Raw genomic sequence first — 18,750 nt, 5'->3', positions numbered from 1 at the left:
GAAAGCGGCTCAAACCGCCAGTGTGACGCCGTCCCCCACTGCCCTTTTTATCGGAGCGGCTCCGGAGCATCCGTCTTCTCGCACACTCCGCCTTAGTGACAAAGGGCTCATCCTTCCCGCCGCGCGCTACGCGCGGACGGAAGGGTCAACAAGGAAAACCGGGCGTGCTGTCTGCGAATGCGCGGGGTTCTGACGGGTGAATATGTTGGAGTCCTACGAATACCCGTATATCCCACCGGTTTTGGTTATGCCCCACGGCGCGCGGAGCGCCGCCGGATGGATGAGCCCTTAGTCACTCCGTGTGACGACGCGTGGTGACAGACGCTCCGGAGCCGCTCCGATATAAGTCGAGTGGTGGACAGCGTCACACTGGCGGTTTGAGCGGCTTTCTTTTGCCTACTTTTCTTTGCCGCTGCAAAGAAAAGTAGGTGCCGCCCCGCACAGGGGCAACACTCATATACCGACATGAAATCAAGGAAAGGCCAACGAAAGGCCGAGGCACCGCCTCATACCAAGCATACCCAACACCCCACCCCAATCGCCCCATCGCCTCAACAAAATCAAGCCACGCCGCACCCACACGCTCGCGCCCGCGCAAAAGACAGTCCCCGCCACCGCCCCAAAAACCGCCGCCAAGGCGGCCCCACCCTAGGGGATTCCCTGGTTTCCTTGACTTATTTAATCCCACGACACATCATTCGATATAAATCGATCCCACAAGCAATCATCTCAGCAAGAACGGATCACCCCGGGTTCGAAAGACCATCGAGCCTGAATTCACCACCTGTATCGAGGATCACCATGATCGAAAAACTTTCACTCTGGGAAGCCGCCAAACGCGAGATGGAGGAATACCAGTTCATAGCCGGCGCGGAGCTGCAACCCAAATGGGACGTGTCGGAAAAGATCGCCATCAACGCTGCCGTATCGGGGCGCTTCGAGAGCACTACCTCCCTCGCGGAGTACGTGGACGCAGCATCAAGCGTCATCGAAGCCGGCGCCTGCGGCGTGCACATCGACTTCTCCTTCATGACCGACGAGAAAGGCCGCCGCCTCGACCGCGACATCCCGCCCGTCGAGGCCTATTCCGCCGTTCTCGAGCCGCTGCGCGCGCGCTTTGGCAACGACTTCGTACCGAATCTGAACGTCCTCAACGGCTCGTCCTTCGATGAATGCGTGAGCCCCGCACGCGCCGGCCTGACCGAAGTCGCACCGTGCGCGCCAGGCCACCCCGAAGCCTTCATGGTGCCCGCCATCACCGAACTCGAAGCCACCGGCGTCAAGCCTGAACTGGCCGTCCACAGCTCCGGCGAGATCGAACTCGCCAAGCGCAAGCTCATCGATACCGGCATCCTCAAGAAGCCCTACAACTGGCTGATCCTCTACGGCCTGCCGTTCAACGTCGGCCGCACGCTGGTGTCCGGCACCTGGGTGAGCAACGCCCAGGACATGACGAAACACCTGTTCCTGATGGTCGACCAGATCCGCCAGATCGATCCGACCTCTGTGATCAGCGTCTGTGCGGCCGGCCGGGCAACGCTCTACATGACGACGCTCGCCACGATGATGGGCCTGCATATCCGCATCGGCACCGAAGACACGCCGTGGAAGTATCCGAACAGCGACGAGCGCCTCAAGGACAATCTGGAGATGTTCAACATGGCGCGTGACATCGCCGGCCTGCTCGGCCGCACGCCGGCCTCGGCCAATGAGTACCGGGCACTGGTCGGCAAGCCAGCGCGCAACTGAAACAAGCGCGCAGCCATGCCCGCGCCAGCAGTCAGCAGTCAGCAGTCAGCAGTCAGCAGTCAGCAGCGCAGGCATGGCATCACATGCACTCATCGGCTCGATGCCCCGACGATTCAATCAAGGAGACCTAAGTTGGAAGCAAAACTTCAGCAGCTACTCGATGAAGCGGAGATTCGCCGCGTGCATCTGCGCTATTGCCGCGGCATCGACCGGATGGACTGGGATCTCGTGCGCTCGTGCTATCACCCGGATGCGATCGACCGGCACGGCGCGTACAACGGCGGGGTTGAAGGCTTCATCGACTGGGCAGCCGAATTGTTGCCAAGCTTCGAATCGACACAGCACTTCACCGGCAACCAGTATGTCGAGGTCCACGGCGATGCGGCGTTTGCCGAGCACTATGCACAGGCATTGCACCGCACGAAGCCCGCTGGCGACAAGCCCGCGATGGACTGGCTGGTGAACATCCGCTACGTGGACCGCATGGAGCGGCGCAACGGCGAATGGCGCATCGCCGATCGGGTAGTCGTGCTCGACTCCCAGCGGTCGGACCCGGTTCCCCACGATCTCGCGCCGCTCGAAAATTTCACGCTCGGGCGCCGTGACAAGCAAGACCCGTCGTACCTGTACCGGATCGCATGACGCGTGCGGCCGATGCCGGTGGCCGGCTCCAGTAGGCCGGCCGTCGAATTCAGGCGCTCAAGGTTGCGGCAATTACCCGTTGGTTAGAGGAAGCAATGGAAAAGAAATATCGTGTCGGTATCGTCGGCCTGAGCCCCGCACGCGGCTGGGCGGCGATGGCCCATCTCCCGGCCCTGCAGGCCTTGTCCGGCGTCTTTGAGCTGGCCGGCGTGGCGAATACGAGCCTCGCGAGCGCGCAGGCCGCTGCCGCTGCGTTCGGCATCCCGCAGGCATTCGAAAGCGCCGCTGCGCTGGCCGCTTCGCCGGACATCGACATCGTCGTCGTCACCGTCAAGGTTCAGCACCACAAGGACGTCCTTTCGGCGGCGCTGCGGGCGGGCAAGAGCGTGTACAGCGAATGGCCGCTCGGCAATGGGCTCGAAGAGACCATCGCGCTTGCCGAGCTCGCGCGCGAGAAAAAGGCCCTGGCCGTGGTTGGCGCACAGGCGCTCGCCTCCCCCGCAGTGCAGTTCATCCGCAAGCTCGTGGCGGACGGCAAGATCGGCAATGTGTTGTCTTCGACGTATGTGGGCTCGGGCGTCAGCTGGGGCGACGAGGTCCTGCAAGGCGACGCCTACGCCATGGACGGCCGCAACGGCGCCACCCTGCTTTCCGTGATCGGCGGGCATGCGATTGCGGCGATCGATGCCGTACTTGGCCCTGTCGACCAGATCGACGCGGTGCTCTCGCAACGCAGGCCAACCGTGCGCGTCATCGAAACGGGCGAAGCCGTCGAGATGAAGACGCCCGACCACCTCATGGCGAACGCGATTCTGCGCTCCGGTGCGCCGCTCTCGTTGCAACTTCGCGGTGGCGTGCCGCGCGGAACAAAGCTGCTGTGGGAAATCAACGGCAGCGAGGGCGATCTGCGCATCACGGCCAAAAATGAATACGTCCCGGCGATCAACATCTCGCCCTTGCGTGTCGAGTTCGGACGCAAAGGCCAAGACGGCTGGGAGGAGCTCGAGGTCCCCGATCCGTTCCCGATCGATGCCGGCGATGCCGTTGCGGCGCGCAATGTCGCCGGCGTCTACCGCTTGCTCGCCGACGACCTGCGTCATGGCACGCATACGGCGCCGAGCTTCGATCATGCACGTGCACTTCACGAAGTGCTCCATGCAATCGAGCAGTCGAGCGAAACGGGCAAGCGGATCAAGGTGGGCACGTAAGCCTGCTTCGCGGCGCACGCGAGCGTGCGTTGCGTGAGCGGGGCCGCTCAGTGGTTTGTCGTCACGCGATCCATGCGCGTGGGAAGGAGAGGATGATGGCAAGCGCAGAAAAGTCGTTGCACGCGATGGTGGAGCACTGGCTGGCCCCCACCTCGATGGACACGGTGCATGTGGTCGAATTCAAGAACCAGCGTGCGAGGCGGCAATGCTACGTATGCGTCGAAGCACGCAGGGCCGCCGGAACCGCAGCCATGTTCTTCTTTCGTCACACGGACGGACTCTGGTCTATTTTCCCGCCGCGCCGGGAGCGCCCGGCCATGCGCGTGGTGTGAGCGCGACCCGGCGCTGGCGGCGTCCTGGCGACAGCCGGCCGGCGCCTAGTCGATCGCGGCGTCGCCCTTGGACATCAGGGTCAGGTTCGCTTCGATCTGGTGCATGACTTTCCAGAAAACCTGGAGGTCCTTCTCCGAGATGCCCTCGAGCGAAGCCACAATCATCTCGGTGAGCCCGGGCAGCAATGCGTCGACAACGCGTCGTCCTTCGTCCTGCAAGCTGACGTAATATTTTCTTCTGTCCATGGGGTCGCGCGTGCGCTGCACGAGCTTGCGCTTTTCCATGCTGTCGAGCGCCGGCACGGCCGTGGTCGACGCAATGCCCACCCGCTTGCTGAGTTCGAGCTGGTTCATCTCGCCACGTTCGGCCAGCACCCGCAGATAGAACCAGTGCGCAGCCGAAATCCCCTCCTTGTCCAGCACCTTCTGGGCTTCGGTCTCGTAGAGGCGATACAGCGTGCGTGTCATCCATGGCACGGTGCGGCCGCGGTCGTCAAAAACGGCTGCGCGGCGGCTATCCTCCGCCGCCAGCTCCTCGACCGCATCGCTCACTTGATTCGAACTCAACTTTGACATGACCATTCCTCAACTGGGGTCGTCCAGCCGCCAGCACACGGGCCAGGCGCTCGATACAGGAAATTCCCCGCAACGCTTGACATTGTTTATCCCACAACACATCATCCTACATGAATCGATCTTAATCGGAATCATCTCTTGAAAGATAATCCGTTTCGTGACGATCATACAGCATGTGAAAAATGGATGTGCAAGCACCCCGCCGAACGCAACCATGGCGGAGCGAGCGGAATTTTTTGCATGCCGGAGCGGCCATTTCCCGGCCTGTCTTCCCGGACTTCTCAAACAGGACAAGCGCTATGGGCACTGATACGACGGCAGGCTGGGATCTCGAAGTCGACGTGATTATTCTGGGGGCCGGTGCAGGCGGCATGTCGGCGGCCATTGTGGCGAAGAACGAAGGCCTCAAGCCGCTCCTCCTCGAAAAAACGGACCAGGTTGGTGGCACATCCGCCTGGTCGGTCGGCATGATGTGGTTCGTCGATAGCGCGCCGATGCAGGAGGCAGGCTTTCAGGATTCCTTCGAAAAAGCGCGTCGATACTTTACGGCGACCGTTGGCGCCAGCGTGGGTAGCCCGCTCCAGGAAAGCTACATCACCCAGGGGCGGGTTGCCCTCGATTACCTGGTCCGCCATTCGGAGCTCGAGGTCATGGCGGTCCATTATCCAGACTATTATCCGGAGTCCGATGGCGGCATGTTCGGCCGTGCTCACGCCCCGCTCGAATTCGATGGGCGCGAGCTCGGTACGCACTTCAGGGACCTGCGCGCACCGCTGCCGGCATTCGCGCCCTTTGGCGGCATGATGCTCGACCTGCTTGACTTGAATCACTTCCTGGCCTTCACGCGCTCGTTCAAGTCGTTCGCACACGTCGTGAAGCGTTTCGCGCGCTACGGCAAAGACCGCCTCAGCTATCATCGCGGCACCCGCCTCGTGGGCGGCAATGCGCTCATCGGGCGTCTGTACAAGACGATCCTCGATGCGCAGATTCCGGTTTGGCGACGCGCTCACGCAACGCAGCTCATCACCGAAAACGGCGCAGTGGTCGGCGCCGAAGTCACGCGCGATGGCAGCACGTTTCGCGTACGCGCGCACCGTGGCGTCGTTATCGCGACGGGCGGCTACAACGGCAACCTTGAAATGCGGCGCGACCATTCGCGTCAGCCAACGGTCGAACTCGGCCTTGGCTTGCCGAGCAATGTGGGCGAAGGCATTCGACTCGGCCTTGCAGCCGGTGGCCGGCTCGACCATAACGGGCTCGACACGGGCTACTACGTGCCGATTTCGCAGTACAAGAATGAGAAAGGCAATACGCTGTGGGGCCACTTCATGCTCGATCGGCCCAAGCCCGGCTTCATTGCCGTGAACAAGGAAGGCAACCGCTTCACCAATGAAGCCGCGTCATATCACGCCTTCACTCAAGGGATGTTCGATGCCGGCGCGATCCCCGCGTTTCTGGTCGCCGACGCAGCGGCCGTGAAGAAGTACGGCATTGGCGTGATCCTGCCGGGCATGTCGCTGCGTCGCTATGAGGCGTCCGGCTACCTCTTGAGCGGCAAGACGCTCGCGGAGCTCGCCGCCAAGGCAGGGATCGATGCCGCCGGCCTCGCTCGCAGCGTCATGCGCAATAACCAGTTCGCGCAAACTGGCGTCGACGAGGACTTCGGCAAGGGCTCATCGGCCTACAACATCTATAAGGGCGATCCCGCTCACACACCGAACCCATGCATCGGTCCGATTGCGCAGGGACCTTTCTATGCAGTCAAGCTGATGCCGGGCGACTTCGGCACCAGCCGCGGTCTCGTGACGGGCCCCAACGGCGAAGTCCTGGACAGCAACGACCATCCGATTCCCGGCATCTTTGCCTGCGGCAACGACATGAACTCGCCCGTTGGCGGTCACTACATTGGCGCGGGCATCACGCTGGGACCGGCGATCACGTTTGGTTACCTGGCGGCGATGGCGCTGGCAAAGGGCAGCAGTCAGCCGCAGGCGAGTCATGCTCGCGTGGCCGCTTCTTCAACCGCCTCTTCGACGTAGCGGAGGACGCGGCCGTCGACGCGCGCGATCAAGCCGTGGACGAATCAGTCGACGACCGTGTCGCCCTGAGCGATCTGCACCAGGTTGGTTTCGATCCGGTGCATGACCTTCCAGAACACGCGCATGTCCTTCTGCGAGATGCCGTCGAGCGATGCCGAAATCATGTCGGTGAGCTCGGGCAGCAATTCGTCGACGAGGCGCTTGCCTTCATCCAGCAGCTGGACGAAGTACTTGCGCCGGTCGTTGGGATCGCGCACCCTTTTCACGAGGCCGCGCTTCTCCAGATAGTCGAGCGCGGGCACCGCGGTCGTCGATGCGATGCCCACGCGCTTGCTGAGCTCGAGCTGGTTGATCTCGCCGCGCTCGGCCAGCACGCGCAGGTAGTACCAGTACGCGATGGGAATGCTCTCCTTGTCGAGGAGCTTTTGCCCTTGCGCGTCGTAGAGCCGGTGTATGGTTCGCGCGATCCACGGAACGGTTCTGCCGCGATCATCAAATACATCCGATAGCCGCTGCTCCGAGGCTTCCGCTAACTTCGGAGCGGCGGCGGCTGCCTTGACTGCAGACGAATTGGGTTTGGGCATTCACTCATTCCTTGGCATGGGACCGGGCCATCGGTCGGTACTATCGGTGCAAATCGAATTAGCCAAAGTGAAATGATACCGCAGTCTTTGCATGTCCTCTATGGACGGCGGGCGGCCGAGCGCCGCCATTGCATTGATGATCCGGTCCATCGCATCGGGACAACGCGCGCTTGACTTATATGATTTTATCGCAAATCATACGTCATCAATTCATGCCATATCGAATCGATATGGTAGGGATGCCAGGGGATTCCCCGGGAAGTTCGCAAGGGATGGATTCCCCTCCGTGATATGCCGCTTCATCCATGGCAGGAGACGACCGATGCAAGATCACCCCATTGCCGATGTCCAGGCGTTCATCAATGAGCACCCGTTCGGACGGTTCCAGAAGTTTGTTTTCTTCATGTGCTTCGTGATAGTGCTGCTCGATGGCTTCGACACCGCGGCGATCGGCTATATCGCGCCGTCGCTGCTGACCGAATGGCATCTGGCCAAGCCCGCCCTCGCACCGGTCCTGAGCGCCGCGCTGTTCGGCATTGCGTTTGGCGCCCTCCTGTTTGGTCCCTTGTCCGACCGCATCGGACGGCGGCCCCTCGTGGTGGGATCCGTCTTTGTCCTCGGTGCGGCCTGCACGGTGTCGGCGTTCTCATCGAGCGTCGGGCAACTGAGCTTGTTGCGCTTCGTCACGGGTGTCGGACTCGGCGCGGCCATGGCCAATGCGGTGACGATGATCGACGAGTTCTGCCCGACCTCGCGCCGGGCAACGGTCACCAGCCTCATGTGCTGTGGATTTCCACTCGGCGCCGCCCTGGGCGGCCTCATTGCGGCGTGGCTGATTCCGCACGCGGGCTGGCGCGCCGTCCTTCTGCTCGGCGGCGCGATGCCGATCCTGCACGGCGCCTTGCTGTTTTTCAGGCTGCCGGAATCGGTGCGCTTTCTTGTCAATAAGGGCAGACCCGTTGCGCAGATTCGTGCGGTTCTGCTGCGCATTTCGCACGACGCAAACCAGGCGCGCGGGTTCGCGCTGGTCGAAGGCGAGCGGCAGACCGAGCTGAGCGGGCTGGGCCTCGTCATGTCGCGCACCTACATTGTCGGCACGCTCATGCTGTGGCTCGCTGCGCTCATGGGCCTCGTGATCTGCTATGCATCCATCAACTGGATGCCCGTGCTCCTCAAGGACGCGGGGCTCAGTGCGAGCCGGGCGGCGTTGATCTCCGCCCTGTTCCCGCTCGGCGGTATCGGCGCGGTGTTTTGCGGAGCGCTCATGGACCGGTTCAACGCCAATCTCGTCATCGCGGGCTGCTATGCGCTTGCCGCCATCAGCCTGTTTTTTATTGGGCAAACGGAGGGCAAAGTCGCGTTGCTCGTCCCCATCGTGCTGATATCCGGCGTGCTCGCGAACACCGCGCAATCATCCATGAACGCGCTCGCGGCCACGTTCTACCCAACAGAGGGACGGGGCTCCGGCGTGGCATGGATGCTTGGGGTGGGCCGCTTTGGCGGCATCGCGGGTTCGTTTCTTGTCGCCGAGCTGGTACGCAGGCATTTCACGTTCTCCCAAATCTTCACCGTGATCGCTGTGGCGGGGGGACTGGCATGCGTCGCGCTCTTGATCAAGCATGCGGCGCGGCCCGATGTCGTGCATACGGTTTCCAGTGAGGTAACGTCGTTGAGTCATTGAGGGGCTCCCCATTCCCGATCCCTGCTTGCGTTCGCCGGCAAACCAATCGGCTATGCCGCCGCTTGAATGTCACGGCTTGCGGTGTACGATCACAGCATGGATCAACAGGAATTGAGGTAGCCCCATGGACACGAGCGTACGGCACGCGACGGCCATCGCACTGCTCACGGTGGGCTGTGGATTTTCGGCCGCGTCTCACGCCTATGGCACGGCAGAAGACGCCGAGGCACAGGACCAGGAAGTCAAAGCGGCCTACGACCGCGGCTATCAGGCCGCCAGGGAGGAGATGGCGCGCACAGCGGCGGCGAGCGCCACGGTTGCAGCCAACGCGCCCGCGGGTGCGTCAGGCACCGCGAAGAAGAAGGCTGCCGGCCCGGCCGCTCCCCAGCCCATCCTTGACGTCAAGCACGTCTATAGCGATGCAGGGGATGTCCAGCAGGTCATGACGTTGCCGATCACGGTCAAGCCGCTACCTGACGCCCAGAGCGCACCCGTGCCCGCCACCGCCGGGGCGCGGGCCTTGCCGCCTGCGCAGGAGGCGGTTGCTCCGCAGGAGTCCATGGCGGACAACGAAGCCGTCGACGACGCGCCGCCGCCCCGCGCTGCACAGGCGTATTCGACACAGGATCTGCAATACGCCCAGCCACAGGGCCAGTACGCGCCGCCAGCGGTGGCATCGCGGCCGCCGCCCCAGCAGTATGGCGATGCCCAGCAGTACCGCGGTGCCCAGCAGGACGGCGATGCGCAGCAGTACGGCGATGCCCAGCAGTATCGCGATGCGCAGCAGTATCGCGATGCGCAGCAGTATGGCGATGCCCAGCAGTATCGCGATGCGCAGCAGTATGGCGACTCCCAGCAGCCGGCGTATGCCCAGCAGTATGGCGACTCCCAGCAGCCGGCGTATGCCCTGCAGTATGGCGATTCCCAGCAGCCGGCGTATGCGCGACAACGGCCCGACTATGCGCAGCAGCCCGTGTATGCGCAACAACCGGTGTACGCGCCGCCCCGGCCCGCCTACTATGCGCCACCCGCGCCATGGGACGCACGGTATCAGCCACAGCGGCAAGCTCGCTGGGTGTACTGGTCGCCGCAGTATGGCCGGTGGGTGTACTACTGAGCGTCGCGTGACGAAGGCGGCGCGCACTTGAGGCGGCACGGCCCAACGTCATTCATGCGGTTTCAAGTGAGGCGGCGTCATTGAGCCATTGAAGAGGCCCACCCCAGAAACAAAAAACCCGCGCGGCCTGACGCCAACGCGGGTTTCGTGCATTGCGCGCCGGGCCGGCTATTTCTTCGTAATCGGTGCCGGCACGGGGGCGAGCATTTCATGCTTTACTTTGGTGCGCTGATCTCGCTTGTGGACCATCGTGTACGCGTAGTCGACACCCATGCCGTACGCGCCCGAGTGCTCGCGGACAATATCCATCACCGGAGCATAGGTCTCCTGGCGTGCCCAGTCGCGCTGCCATTCGAGCATCACCTGCTGCCAGGTCACGGGAACGACGCCGGCCTGGATCATTCGCTGCATCGCGAACTCGTGAGCGTCCTTCGACGTGCCCCCTGAGGCGTCGGCGACCATGTAGATCTCGTACCCGCCTTCGTCCATGGCGCAGAGTGCGAACGTGTCATTGCACACTTCCGTCCACAGGCCGGCCACCACCACTTTGTTGCGGCCATTCTTCGCGAGCGCGTCGCGCACCTTCTGATCGTCCCACGAATTCATGGACGAGCGTTCGAGCAGCGGATGATTGGGAAACACATCGAGTAGCTCCGGAAATGCATAGCCGGAAAAGCTCAAGGTTTCGACCGTGGTGAGCGTGGTCGGAATATTGAATACCTTCGCGGCCTTGGCAAGCCCGACGACGTTGTTCTTTAGCGTCTGGCGGTCGATCGATTGCACGCACATCGCCATCTGTGGCTGCTGATCGATAAAGATCATCTGACTGTTTTGCGGCGTCAAAACTTCCAGTTTCGGATTGCGCATGACTCAACCCCTCTTCAAGGATTCATTCACGTGGGAACCAGACGATGCCACCCATCGTGGCGTCGCGCGGTACTCGGCGGGTTGGAGTTGCGCGAAGCGCGTGTCCACCGTAACGCTGAGTTTAGGAAGCCGCATCCCGAATCCAGTAGTAAATCGTTCTTAATTCAGGCCAATAATATGTCGATGACCAGATCGTTTAATGCGCTTAACAGGCTTAAACCACGGTAAATCGCTTAAAGCCCTTACCGAATTCCACGAGCGCATGCATCCGCGCTTCACGGAACTGACTTAGAATTCCACAAGGTCAACGTGATAGGGCCCAGCTGGGCCCTGGCGAAGGAAACAAACATGAATGGCGCAAGCCCATCGCACCCGGCAAACGGCTCGCAGCCCGGCGAGGGCGCGTCCATCGTCTACGTGGTGGACGACGACGAATTGCTGCGCCGCTCGCTCGGATCGCTGCTGCGCTCCGAGGGGCTGCGGGTCGAGGCGTTTGCATCACCGCGTGAGTTCCTCGCGTTCGCACGGCCCGAGATTCCGAGTTGTCTCGTTCTCGATGTGCGCCTGCGCGGCGAGAGCGGCCTCGCGTTTCAGGAGGAAGCCGCGCGCGTCGGCCTTTCGATCCCCATTCTGTTCATGACGGGCTATGGCGACGTGCAGATGTCGGTCAAGGCCATGAAGCGCGGCGCCGTGGATTTCCTCACCAAGCCGTATCGCGAGGAGGACATGGTCGATGCCGTCACCGAAGCGCTGCGTGCCGACGCAAAGCGTCTGGACGCACAACGTTCGCTGGCCGGCCTGCGCAGTGCATACGCACTGCTGACCGCCCGTGAGCGCGAAGTGATGGAATTCGTCATCACCGGCATGATGAACAAGCAGATCGCGGCAGACTTGAATATTCACGAGATCACGGTGAAAGTGCACCGCGCTCAAGTGATGCGCAAAATGCAGGCGCGCACGCTCCCCGACCTCGTTCGCCAGGCCGAAGCCCTTGGGATCAAGCCCCACGGCGCGTAAGCGCCGTCCGCCTGGCGTTGCGCGCGCCGCGCCCGCCAGCGCCTCAATTCAGCGCACTAACCCGAGTACGCGATCGGCAGCCTGAACACGAAGGTCGACCCGGCGGGTACATGGTCGCGGACATGCAGCGTGCCGCCATGCGCCTCCATGATCGATTGGCAGATGGCGAGACCCATGCCCATGCCGCGCTCCTTGGTCGAGAAAAACGGCTCGAAAATGGCTTCGGCAATGTCGGGGGCAATGCCGCTACCGCTATCGGAAATGCTTACGACGACCCAGCTGCCTTCGCATTGCGACGTCACTTGCAGTTTGCGCACACCCTTCGTGACTTTCGCGCCGTCCATCGCATCGAGCGCGTTGGTGATCAGATTCAAGACCACCTGCTGGATCTGCGTGCGGTCGGCGAGCACCTCCAGCAGATCCGCGTTGAGTTCCGTGTGCAGCACCACGCGCTTCGTGTCGATTTCCATCGCGGTCAGCTCGAGCATTTCGCGCAGCACGTCGTCTATCCTCACGGGCACGAGCGTCACCGGCGCCTGCTTGGCGAGCGATCGCAAGGCGCGCACGATGTCGGCGGCGCGCAGGCCCGCGGTGCGGATGTCCTCCAGGTTCGACAGCACCGCCTCCAGACAATCCGGCTTGCCGCTTTTGAGCCAGCGGACACCGGCGCCCACGCTCGAGATAATGCTGGTGAGCGGCTGATTGATCTCATGGGCGATCGAGGCCGCCATTTCGCCGAGCACCGTCATCTGCGCCGTGCGCGCCAGTGTCGCCCGCGCACGGCCCAGCGCCGCCTCGGTCTCCTGCCGGCGCGCGTTTTCCTCCACGAGCTCGGCATAGAGCCGCGCGGCTTCGAGCGAGTTGGCCGCCTGCGGCGCGAGCACTTCGAGCATGGCCGTCTTCGCGGGCGTGAACACGCGATGCACGAGGGCGTTCTCCAGGTAGAGCACGCCAATCAGCGTGCCCTGCTTCAGGAGCGGCAAGCAGAACACCGAGCGCGCCGGGTGCAGGGCCAGGCTCCCGGCATGCGCGGCCTCGCCCTCCGTTTGCGCATCGTCGAACACCAGCGGCTTCTTCGTATGCACGACCGTATTCAAGATCGAGAGCGGAATATGCCGGTCGGTCGGCGGCGCCGTGCCGATATCGACGAGCACTTCGCCGTTCACCACCCTGCCCGTCGCTTCGATTTGCAATGCGTCCCGGCGCATCAGCAGGAGCAGCCCATAGCGGGCGCCCGCATGCACGATCATGCCCTTCATCAGGTTCTGGATCAGCCGCTCGAGAATGATCTCCTCGGAGAGCGACTGCGCCGTATGCATCGCGGCCATGAAATCGAGGTCGTCCCTGCCGTAAGCGGTATGCAAGCGCGGTGCGGTGACGTCGTCGATGGCGAGAAATGCGTACTTCTGTTCGAGCTGGGCGGCCTTGGCGAGCGCGCCCCAGCGTTTGTAGCAGGCGTTGGCGAGCCGCAAGTGGTAGCGCGCCACTCCCGTCAATTCGAGGCCGACCGCATGGCGTCCCGCCAGCTCGTGCGCCAGCGCCTGTTCGTGAACGAAGCCCGCCGCCGCGGCCATGTTCGCCGATGCTTCGTACTGCTTCATGGCCTCCAGATGATTGCCCGCGATGCGCGCGAACTCGGCATCGATCAGCGTGAGTTTGTTCTGGAACGTGCCGGGGTTGAGCGCGGCCCAAATGGCGAGTTGGTCGCGATGGTCCTCGAGCGCGGCCGCCAAAGGCGCCTCGCCTGCCGAGTCCGGATGGGCGTAGATGAGCGTGAGCGCGCCATAGAGCCGGTAATCGGAGAGCATGATGTGCGCCGGCGTCGACCATGCGAACGCCCTCGCCTCCCGGAACGAGGCGTGCGCCACCTCGAGGTCTTCGAACAGGAATGCGGACTGACCGCGCAGCACGAGCGTCCAGAAGGCGAGCACGGGCATGCGCGCCGGCGCTTGTGCCGATGAAGCCGATGGAACCGATGGGGCCGATGCGTCTGCAACGCTCGATGCGGCCCGGCCGTCGCCGTCCGCAAGCTGCCATGAGCCGACCGGCGTGCCCTTGCCCTTGCAGAGCGACGCGACGAATTCCGCTTGCGTCGCCAGCAGATCGACGATGTCGCGATACGCTGCGCCGCGCGCCACGTCCAGAAGCGGTTTGATCTCCTCACGGATTATCGGCAACGGTTCGCCCGAGGCGATCAGATCCGACACGATGTGGTTGCAGCTGTAGCACATCCAGCGCAGCTCGGCGCTGAGGTTGCCCGCAGCCTTCGCCTCGCGCGCCCTCGCCAGCGCCCAGGAAAGCGGCCGCGTCCACACGCTCACCTGGTCCAGCGCGATCAGCGTCGCGGCGCGATAGCGTTCGAAGCCGTGATGGCTCACAAGCGCCAAGGCCACCTGCGCGTACTCGAAACCCTCCTCGTAGTCTCCGTAGGTCTGCGCAATATAGACGCCGAACCACGACAAGCCCTGCACGGAAGCGCCGGTCACGCCGTGCTGCAACGTCAGCCGGACCACGGTGGCGAAATGCAGCAACGCGAGGCCGCTCGGCTCGAACATCGCGGCTTCCAGTGCCGTCAGCAAGGCCATCACGGCTTCGATGCGCGCATCCTCCATCCGCGGCAGATGAACGAGATCCGCGATCGGGCGGCCATCGAGTGCTTGCCTGACCGCGTCGCGCGCCGCGAGCAGGTCGTCCGCCGTGGGCCGCAGCGGAAGATGCACGCCCAGACGCGCGAGTCCCGCGAGCGCGACGTCCACCGCTGCCGCGTAGTCCGAGCGCACGGTGAACATGGCCGCCTTGAGGCGATGCGCCTCCGCCTGATCGATGTCCGAGCGCATGTGCGCCATGAGCGCGTCGATCTCGGGTGCTGCGAGGTCGAGACAGCCCACGGCGAGCAGGCTCTCGCAGCGCAACAGTGCAATCCTTCTCGCCAGTTCGTAGTGCGTGGCCCAGCGGCCCTCGCCGAGCAGCTCGGCGGCGTGCGCGAGAAAGGCCAGCGCGCGATCGCGCGCGGCGGCCGCGATGGCTCGCCCGGCGGCCTCGGCCAGCACGCCGGCAAACGCCTGGGCCTGTGCGCGGCTCAGCGGCGCCCCTTTGGCCAGCTCGATCTGCGCGGCGATCTCGAGTGCGGCCGGCCCGATTCGATCGGCATGGAGATCGATCATCGCAAGCGCCACCGCCGCATGCCGCGCGGGCGAGGCGCAAGGGTCCGCCTGGGCCTGCACCGCTTCGAGCACGCGGTCGTGCACGAAGGACCAGCCGCCGTCGCCCGGCTCGAGCACGCCTGCGCGGCGCGCGACATCGAGCCGATGGTGCAGCTCCGCCGCCGGCAGCGCGCACACGCGGCGCAGCAGGGCTTCGTCGGTCTGGGCGCCCATGCAGGCCAGCCACGTCAGGACCTCCCGCACGTCCGGCGCGAGTCGATCGAGCCGCGCCGAGATCAGGTCGACGACGCTCTGCGCTTGCCGCAGCGCTTCGATGCCCGCGTCGTCCCACGTCCATTCGCGCCGCATGCCGTCGAAGCGGATGAGGCGCTCGTCGAACAGCGAGCGCATGAGCTGCCGGACATGGAACGGATTGCCGCCCGTTCTCGCCCGGACGATGCGGGCCAGGCGCTCGACGCGCGCTTGCGGCTCGCCGATCAGCGCGGAAATCATCTGCGCGACGTCTTGCGCCGTCATCGGCGCGAGCGTGATGGCCAGCGAGTACCGGCTCTTGGCACACGCGACGAAGTCCCGGAACGGGCCGCTGCGGGTCGGATCTTCGTTGCGGCACATCGCAACGAGCAGCACATTCGGCGGCCGTTCGGCGGCCAGGGTCACGATAAAGTCGAGCGTGGCTTCATCGGCCCATTGCAGGTCGTCGAGCATCACGACGAGCGGCGCGCCCTCGGACGCGAACGCGCGCAACGCCTGAATCAGCGCGAGCTGAACGCGGCGCGCCGGCGCATCGTCGCCGGGATCGCCGCCGGCGTTGCGACGGCCCACCACGAGCTCCACTTCGGGGACGAGCCGCGCCAGCAGGTTCAGGTAATCGCCTGCGTAGCGGCTCAGGCGTGCGCTCCACTCGGCAAGCGCGGCGCCGCCCTTGCCGACCACGTTCAGGCAGAGCGACTTCAACGCCTGCACGACCGGCGCGTACGGTTGCGCGGCCTGGTACGGATTCGCCTTCGCCGCCGCCCACCATGACGAGGGCAGCAACCGCTTTCTGAACTCCGTTGCCAACACGGTCTTGCCCGCCCCGGGCGCGCCTTCGATCAGCACGATACGCGCCTGGGCCGACTGCGCGACCGCACGGTAGGCCTTGACCAGTTGCGCGAGCTCGTCCTGCCTGCCGATGAGCGAGGTTTCGTTCTCCGCGCGCACGAGCCGCTCGCCACGGGCGACCTCGAAGCGCGCGATGGTTCCCGACGCATCCCATTGCGCCTGCATGTGGAGCAGGTCCTGGCGCAGCGCTTCGGCCGTCTGGTAGCGCTCGCAGGCCTCCTTCGCGAGCAGCCTGGCAATCACTTCGTCGAGCATGGCCGGCACCCCCGCGCGGAACTGCCACGACGGCGCGGGCTGGATCGCCAGATGGGCATGCAGCCATTGCGCTGCAGAGTCGGCCTTGAACGGCAGCGCCCCCGCAAGCAGCTCGAAGATCGCGACGCCGAGCGAATAGAGATCGCTGCGCTCGTCCACGTAGGCTTGCCCGGTGCCCGTGCGCTCGGGCGCGGCGTAGGGTGCCGCAACGGCATCGAGCTGCTGCTCGGGCGGCACGTTCTCGTGCGGCGAGTGCGTGTTCAGGAAGGAACGAATGCGAATGGCGCCATTCGCGGCCTGAACGAACTGGGCGGGCCGCACGTCGCCATGCACGAACGAAAGCGCGTGCAGCTGCGCAAGCGCGTGCGCCATGCCCGATGCGAAGCGCAGCACTTGCGCAATCGACAGTCCGCCGCGTGCGAGTTCGTCGAGTGTCGAGCCGAAGGGCTCGGCGTAGATCAGCACCGGTCCGTCGCTCGCGCGGATCAGCGCGCATGGCCTCACGGCCCAGTCCGGCCCTAGCCGGCTGCGCAGGCCGTACTCGAGCTCGAACTGACGGCAGCGGGCGCCGAACGCCCACGTGGTTTGCCGCGCGCGCCACTGCGCACCGGCCCCGGGCTCGACCAGGCTGAACTCCGCGACGTTGCCCGACGCGCCGAGAAAGCGCGCCTGAGCCCGCGCATAGCGCGCTTCGTTCCAGACTGCGCCGTCCTCAGCACGATAGTGTTCGCTTTCCGCCATCGCCGGATACCTGTCACATGCTTCGCTACCACCCGTACTTGAGCTCGACGCCAGCGTAGTCGGCATTGTGCCCACCCGCCTGGCGCAGCGAGTTCCCCACCTGGAAGTGCACGGCTTCGACCGAGCCGATCAGGTTCGCCGCAATCGTCCAGTCGGCGCGCAACTGCACATACATGCCCGTCCACAAACTGCCCTTGCCCGCGGTGCCCGGCACGACCTGCATGCCCTGCTGGTACACGGCGTCGCCGGTCGTCTCGCGCCACTGGAAGCCCAGCGACCCGAGCAGCGCGAGATTGCTGGTCGGATTGAGCGTGATGGACGGCTTGATGTGAATGAGGTTCGTATAGCCCGTATAGCCCGCGAGCGTGAAGTAGTAGCCGTTCGGAAACAGCGGATTGAAGGTCTCCACCCGGCCGTCATGCGGATGCGGGTCGCCCGAGGCCGCGTCGATCTGCACGGCAACACGCGGCGACCACGCCGTGTCGAGCTTGTAGCCCGCGATCGAGCCCATTGCCCACGCGGCAATCGTGCTGTTGCCGACGGTGCCCGTCTGCAGCATGCCTTCGACGTCCCAATCGAAACGCCCATGCGTGCCGCTGTAGCGCAGGTCCCAGACATCGCGCCGCTCGGGGCCGTGCGCGTCGAGGTATTGCCCATTGCTGCGGTTGTAGCGCGACCAGTAGCCGGACAAGTCGCCGGGCCCCACCGACTGACGCTCGAAGCGCACGCCGCTGAACGTGAGATCGCGGTTCGACACGTCGTCGAACGGGGTCGCATAGCGGTACTGCACGGGCTGGGTTGCGTAGGCGATAAAGCGCCACTTGTGGTACTCGTAGTCGGCCCAGAGCGCGTCGAAGGCCTGGCGCACGTTCGGGCCGTCGCGCACGGAGATGAAACGCTGCAAGTCGAAGGCCATCTCCTGGCGGCCCACGCGGAACTTGACGGTGCCGCCGCCGAGCGAGTTCGTGTAGGTGACGAACGCCTGCTCGATATCGAGCGGGTTCTTGTCCACCGGCGTGATGACGTTCTTGCCCCACGCGCGCGCATCCTCGAGCTGGAAGAAGAACTGCCAGTGCTCGGCGAGATGCGCGTCGGCATGGACCTCGACGCGCTGGATCAGATACGTATCCGACTGCGCGGAGCCGATGCCGAACAGCGGCGCATTATTGGTTTCCATGCGCTCGCGCAGGTTCACGCCGAGCGACAGGTATGACGAGGGATCGCCGCCGAGCGGGATGTACTTGAGGCTGTCGAGCGGCTTGCGCGGCACGCACGGATTCGCGAGCACCGACCAGTCTTCCTGCCAGCGGTTGAACATCACGGCGGGGCGCTTGGCGTTGCAGGTGCTTGCCGCCGTGCTGCCGCTCGCGGGCGCCGCCGTGGTGGCGGCTGTATTCGTAGCTGTGCCGGTGGCCGCAGTCGTGGCCGTATCGGTTGCCGCATTGCTGGCCGTGTTCGTGGCCGCATTGGTGGCCGTGCTCGTGGCCATATCCGTGGGCCCATTCGCGGCACCCGCCACGACACTCACTCCGGTTGTGCTTTGCGCAAGCGTATCCGCGCACGCCGCATCGGCGGCCGTCCACATCAATCCGGCGATGGCCGTGACGCGCGCCGCTTTTTCGAATCGTCTCCCGTGTATCGTCATCGACACCGTGTATTCCCTTGCAATGGCCGTTA

13 protein-coding genes are annotated in these 18,750 nt (G+C 64.3%); 8 read left to right on the top strand and 5 right to left on the bottom strand.

All coding sequences use genetic code 11. The features are described from left to right. The first annotated feature begins 801 nt into the window (after positions 1–801). The 4 genes from EYW47_RS23705 (at position 802) to EYW47_RS23690 (ending at position 3,931) form a co-directional block, all read left to right on the top strand. Positions 802–1,749, top strand: coding sequence for a 3-keto-5-aminohexanoate cleavage protein (locus tag EYW47_RS23705; RefSeq protein ID WP_133197276.1), 948 nt, complete (start codon positions 802–804; stop codon positions 1,747–1,749). Positions 1,750–1,881: 132 nt separating this feature from the next. Next, positions 1,882–2,391 (top strand): nuclear transport factor 2 family protein, encoded by a 510-nt coding sequence (locus EYW47_RS23700; RefSeq protein ID WP_133197275.1) that lies wholly within the window; start codon positions 1,882–1,884, stop codon positions 2,389–2,391. 95 nt (positions 2,392–2,486) lie between these two features. Continuing rightward, the gene (locus EYW47_RS23695) at positions 2,487–3,599 is read left to right on the top strand and encodes a Gfo/Idh/MocA family protein (protein ID WP_133197274.1); all 1,113 of its coding nucleotides are present in this window, start codon (positions 2,487–2,489) and stop codon (positions 3,597–3,599) included. Between the two features lie 95 nt (positions 3,600–3,694). Continuing rightward, the gene (locus EYW47_RS23690; RefSeq protein ID WP_133197273.1) at positions 3,695–3,931 is read left to right on the top strand and encodes a hypothetical protein; all 237 of its coding nucleotides are present in this window, start codon (positions 3,695–3,697) and stop codon (positions 3,929–3,931) included. A gap of 45 nt (positions 3,932–3,976) precedes the next feature. On the opposite strand, the gene EYW47_RS23685 is transcribed toward EYW47_RS23690, so the two are convergent. Then, positions 3,977–4,507, bottom strand: coding sequence for a MarR family winged helix-turn-helix transcriptional regulator (locus EYW47_RS23685; RefSeq protein ID WP_133197272.1), 531 nt, complete (start codon positions 4,505–4,507; stop codon positions 3,977–3,979). Positions 4,508–4,806: 299 nt separating this feature from the next. Between EYW47_RS23685 and EYW47_RS23680 the strand changes: the two genes are divergently transcribed. Further along, positions 4,807–6,546, top strand: a complete 1,740-nt coding sequence (locus EYW47_RS23680) for an FAD-binding protein (RefSeq protein WP_133197271.1) — start codon at positions 4,807–4,809, stop codon at positions 6,544–6,546. A gap of 44 nt (positions 6,547–6,590) precedes the next feature. Here the strand turns inward: EYW47_RS23680 and EYW47_RS23675 are convergent, their stop codons facing one another. Further along, positions 6,591–7,130, bottom strand: coding sequence for a MarR family winged helix-turn-helix transcriptional regulator (locus tag EYW47_RS23675; RefSeq protein WP_133197270.1), 540 nt, complete (start codon positions 7,128–7,130; stop codon positions 6,591–6,593). Positions 7,131–7,452: 322 nt separating this feature from the next. On the opposite strand from EYW47_RS23675, the gene EYW47_RS23670 reads away from it, so the two are divergent. Then, entirely contained in the window at positions 7,453–8,811 is a 1,359-nt protein-coding gene (locus EYW47_RS23670) for an MFS transporter (protein WP_133197398.1), read from the top strand. Positions 8,812–8,935: 124 nt separating this feature from the next. Continuing rightward, positions 8,936–9,928 (top strand): hypothetical protein, encoded by a 993-nt coding sequence (locus EYW47_RS23665; protein ID WP_133197269.1) that lies wholly within the window; start codon positions 8,936–8,938, stop codon positions 9,926–9,928. Positions 9,929–10,096: 168 nt separating this feature from the next. On the opposite strand, the gene EYW47_RS23660 is transcribed toward EYW47_RS23665, so the two are convergent. Next, complete coding sequence (locus EYW47_RS23660) at positions 10,097–10,795, bottom strand: hydrolase (protein WP_133197268.1); 699 nt, start codon at positions 10,793–10,795, stop codon at positions 10,097–10,099. 348 nt (positions 10,796–11,143) lie between these two features. On the opposite strand from EYW47_RS23660, the gene EYW47_RS23655 reads away from it, so the two are divergent. After that, positions 11,144–11,812, top strand: coding sequence for a response regulator transcription factor (locus tag EYW47_RS23655; protein WP_133197267.1), 669 nt, complete (start codon positions 11,144–11,146; stop codon positions 11,810–11,812). A 56-nt stretch (positions 11,813–11,868) separates the two neighbouring features. On the opposite strand, the gene EYW47_RS23650 is transcribed toward EYW47_RS23655, so the two are convergent. Next, positions 11,869–17,073, bottom strand: coding sequence for a trifunctional serine/threonine-protein kinase/ATP-binding protein/sensor histidine kinase (locus tag EYW47_RS23650; protein WP_165976659.1), 5,205 nt, complete (start codon positions 17,071–17,073; stop codon positions 11,869–11,871). Between the two features lie 25 nt (positions 17,074–17,098). Next, positions 17,099–18,718, bottom strand: a complete 1,620-nt coding sequence (locus EYW47_RS23645) for an alginate export family protein (protein ID WP_240763892.1) — start codon at positions 18,716–18,718, stop codon at positions 17,099–17,101. Between the last annotated feature and the right edge of the window lie 32 nt (positions 18,719–18,750).

This window comes from Paraburkholderia silviterrae, assembly GCF_004353915.1.
Classification (GTDB): Bacteria; Pseudomonadota; Gammaproteobacteria; order Burkholderiales; family Burkholderiaceae; genus Paraburkholderia; species Paraburkholderia silviterrae.
The sequence above is the reverse complement of the archived record's forward strand: the minus strand, read 5'-3'. Positions and strand labels throughout refer to the sequence as shown.

Bases quoted from the DNA above. Each gene is read 5' to 3' on its own strand.
- EYW47_RS23705 (WP_133197276.1), top strand. From the start codon at position 802: ATGATCGAAAAACTTTCACTCTGGGAAGCCGCCAAACGCGAGATGGAG.
- EYW47_RS23695 (WP_133197274.1), top strand. From the start codon at position 2,487: ATGGAAAAGAAATATCGTGTCGGTATCGTCGGCCTGAGCCCCGCACGC.
- EYW47_RS23690 (WP_133197273.1), top strand. From the start codon at position 3,695: ATGGCAAGCGCAGAAAAGTCGTTGCACGCGATGGTGGAGCACTGGCTG.
- EYW47_RS23685 (WP_133197272.1), bottom strand. From the start codon at position 4,507: ATGTCAAAGTTGAGTTCGAATCAAGTGAGCGATGCGGTCGAGGAGCTG.
- EYW47_RS23680 (WP_133197271.1), top strand. From the start codon at position 4,807: ATGGGCACTGATACGACGGCAGGCTGGGATCTCGAAGTCGACGTGATT.
- EYW47_RS23675 (WP_133197270.1), bottom strand. From the start codon at position 7,130: ATGCCCAAACCCAATTCGTCTGCAGTCAAGGCAGCCGCCGCCGCTCCG.
- EYW47_RS23670 (WP_133197398.1), top strand. From the start codon at position 7,453: ATGCAAGATCACCCCATTGCCGATGTCCAGGCGTTCATCAATGAGCAC.
- EYW47_RS23665 (WP_133197269.1), top strand. From the start codon at position 8,936: ATGGACACGAGCGTACGGCACGCGACGGCCATCGCACTGCTCACGGTG.
- EYW47_RS23660 (WP_133197268.1), bottom strand. From the start codon at position 10,795: ATGCGCAATCCGAAACTGGAAGTTTTGACGCCGCAAAACAGTCAGATG.
- EYW47_RS23655 (WP_133197267.1), top strand. From the start codon at position 11,144: ATGAATGGCGCAAGCCCATCGCACCCGGCAAACGGCTCGCAGCCCGGC.
- EYW47_RS23650 (WP_165976659.1), bottom strand. From the start codon at position 17,073: ATGGCGGAAAGCGAACACTATCGTGCTGAGGACGGCGCAGTCTGGAAC.
- EYW47_RS23645 (WP_240763892.1), bottom strand. From the start codon at position 18,718: ATGACGATACACGGGAGACGATTCGAAAAAGCGGCGCGCGTCACGGCC.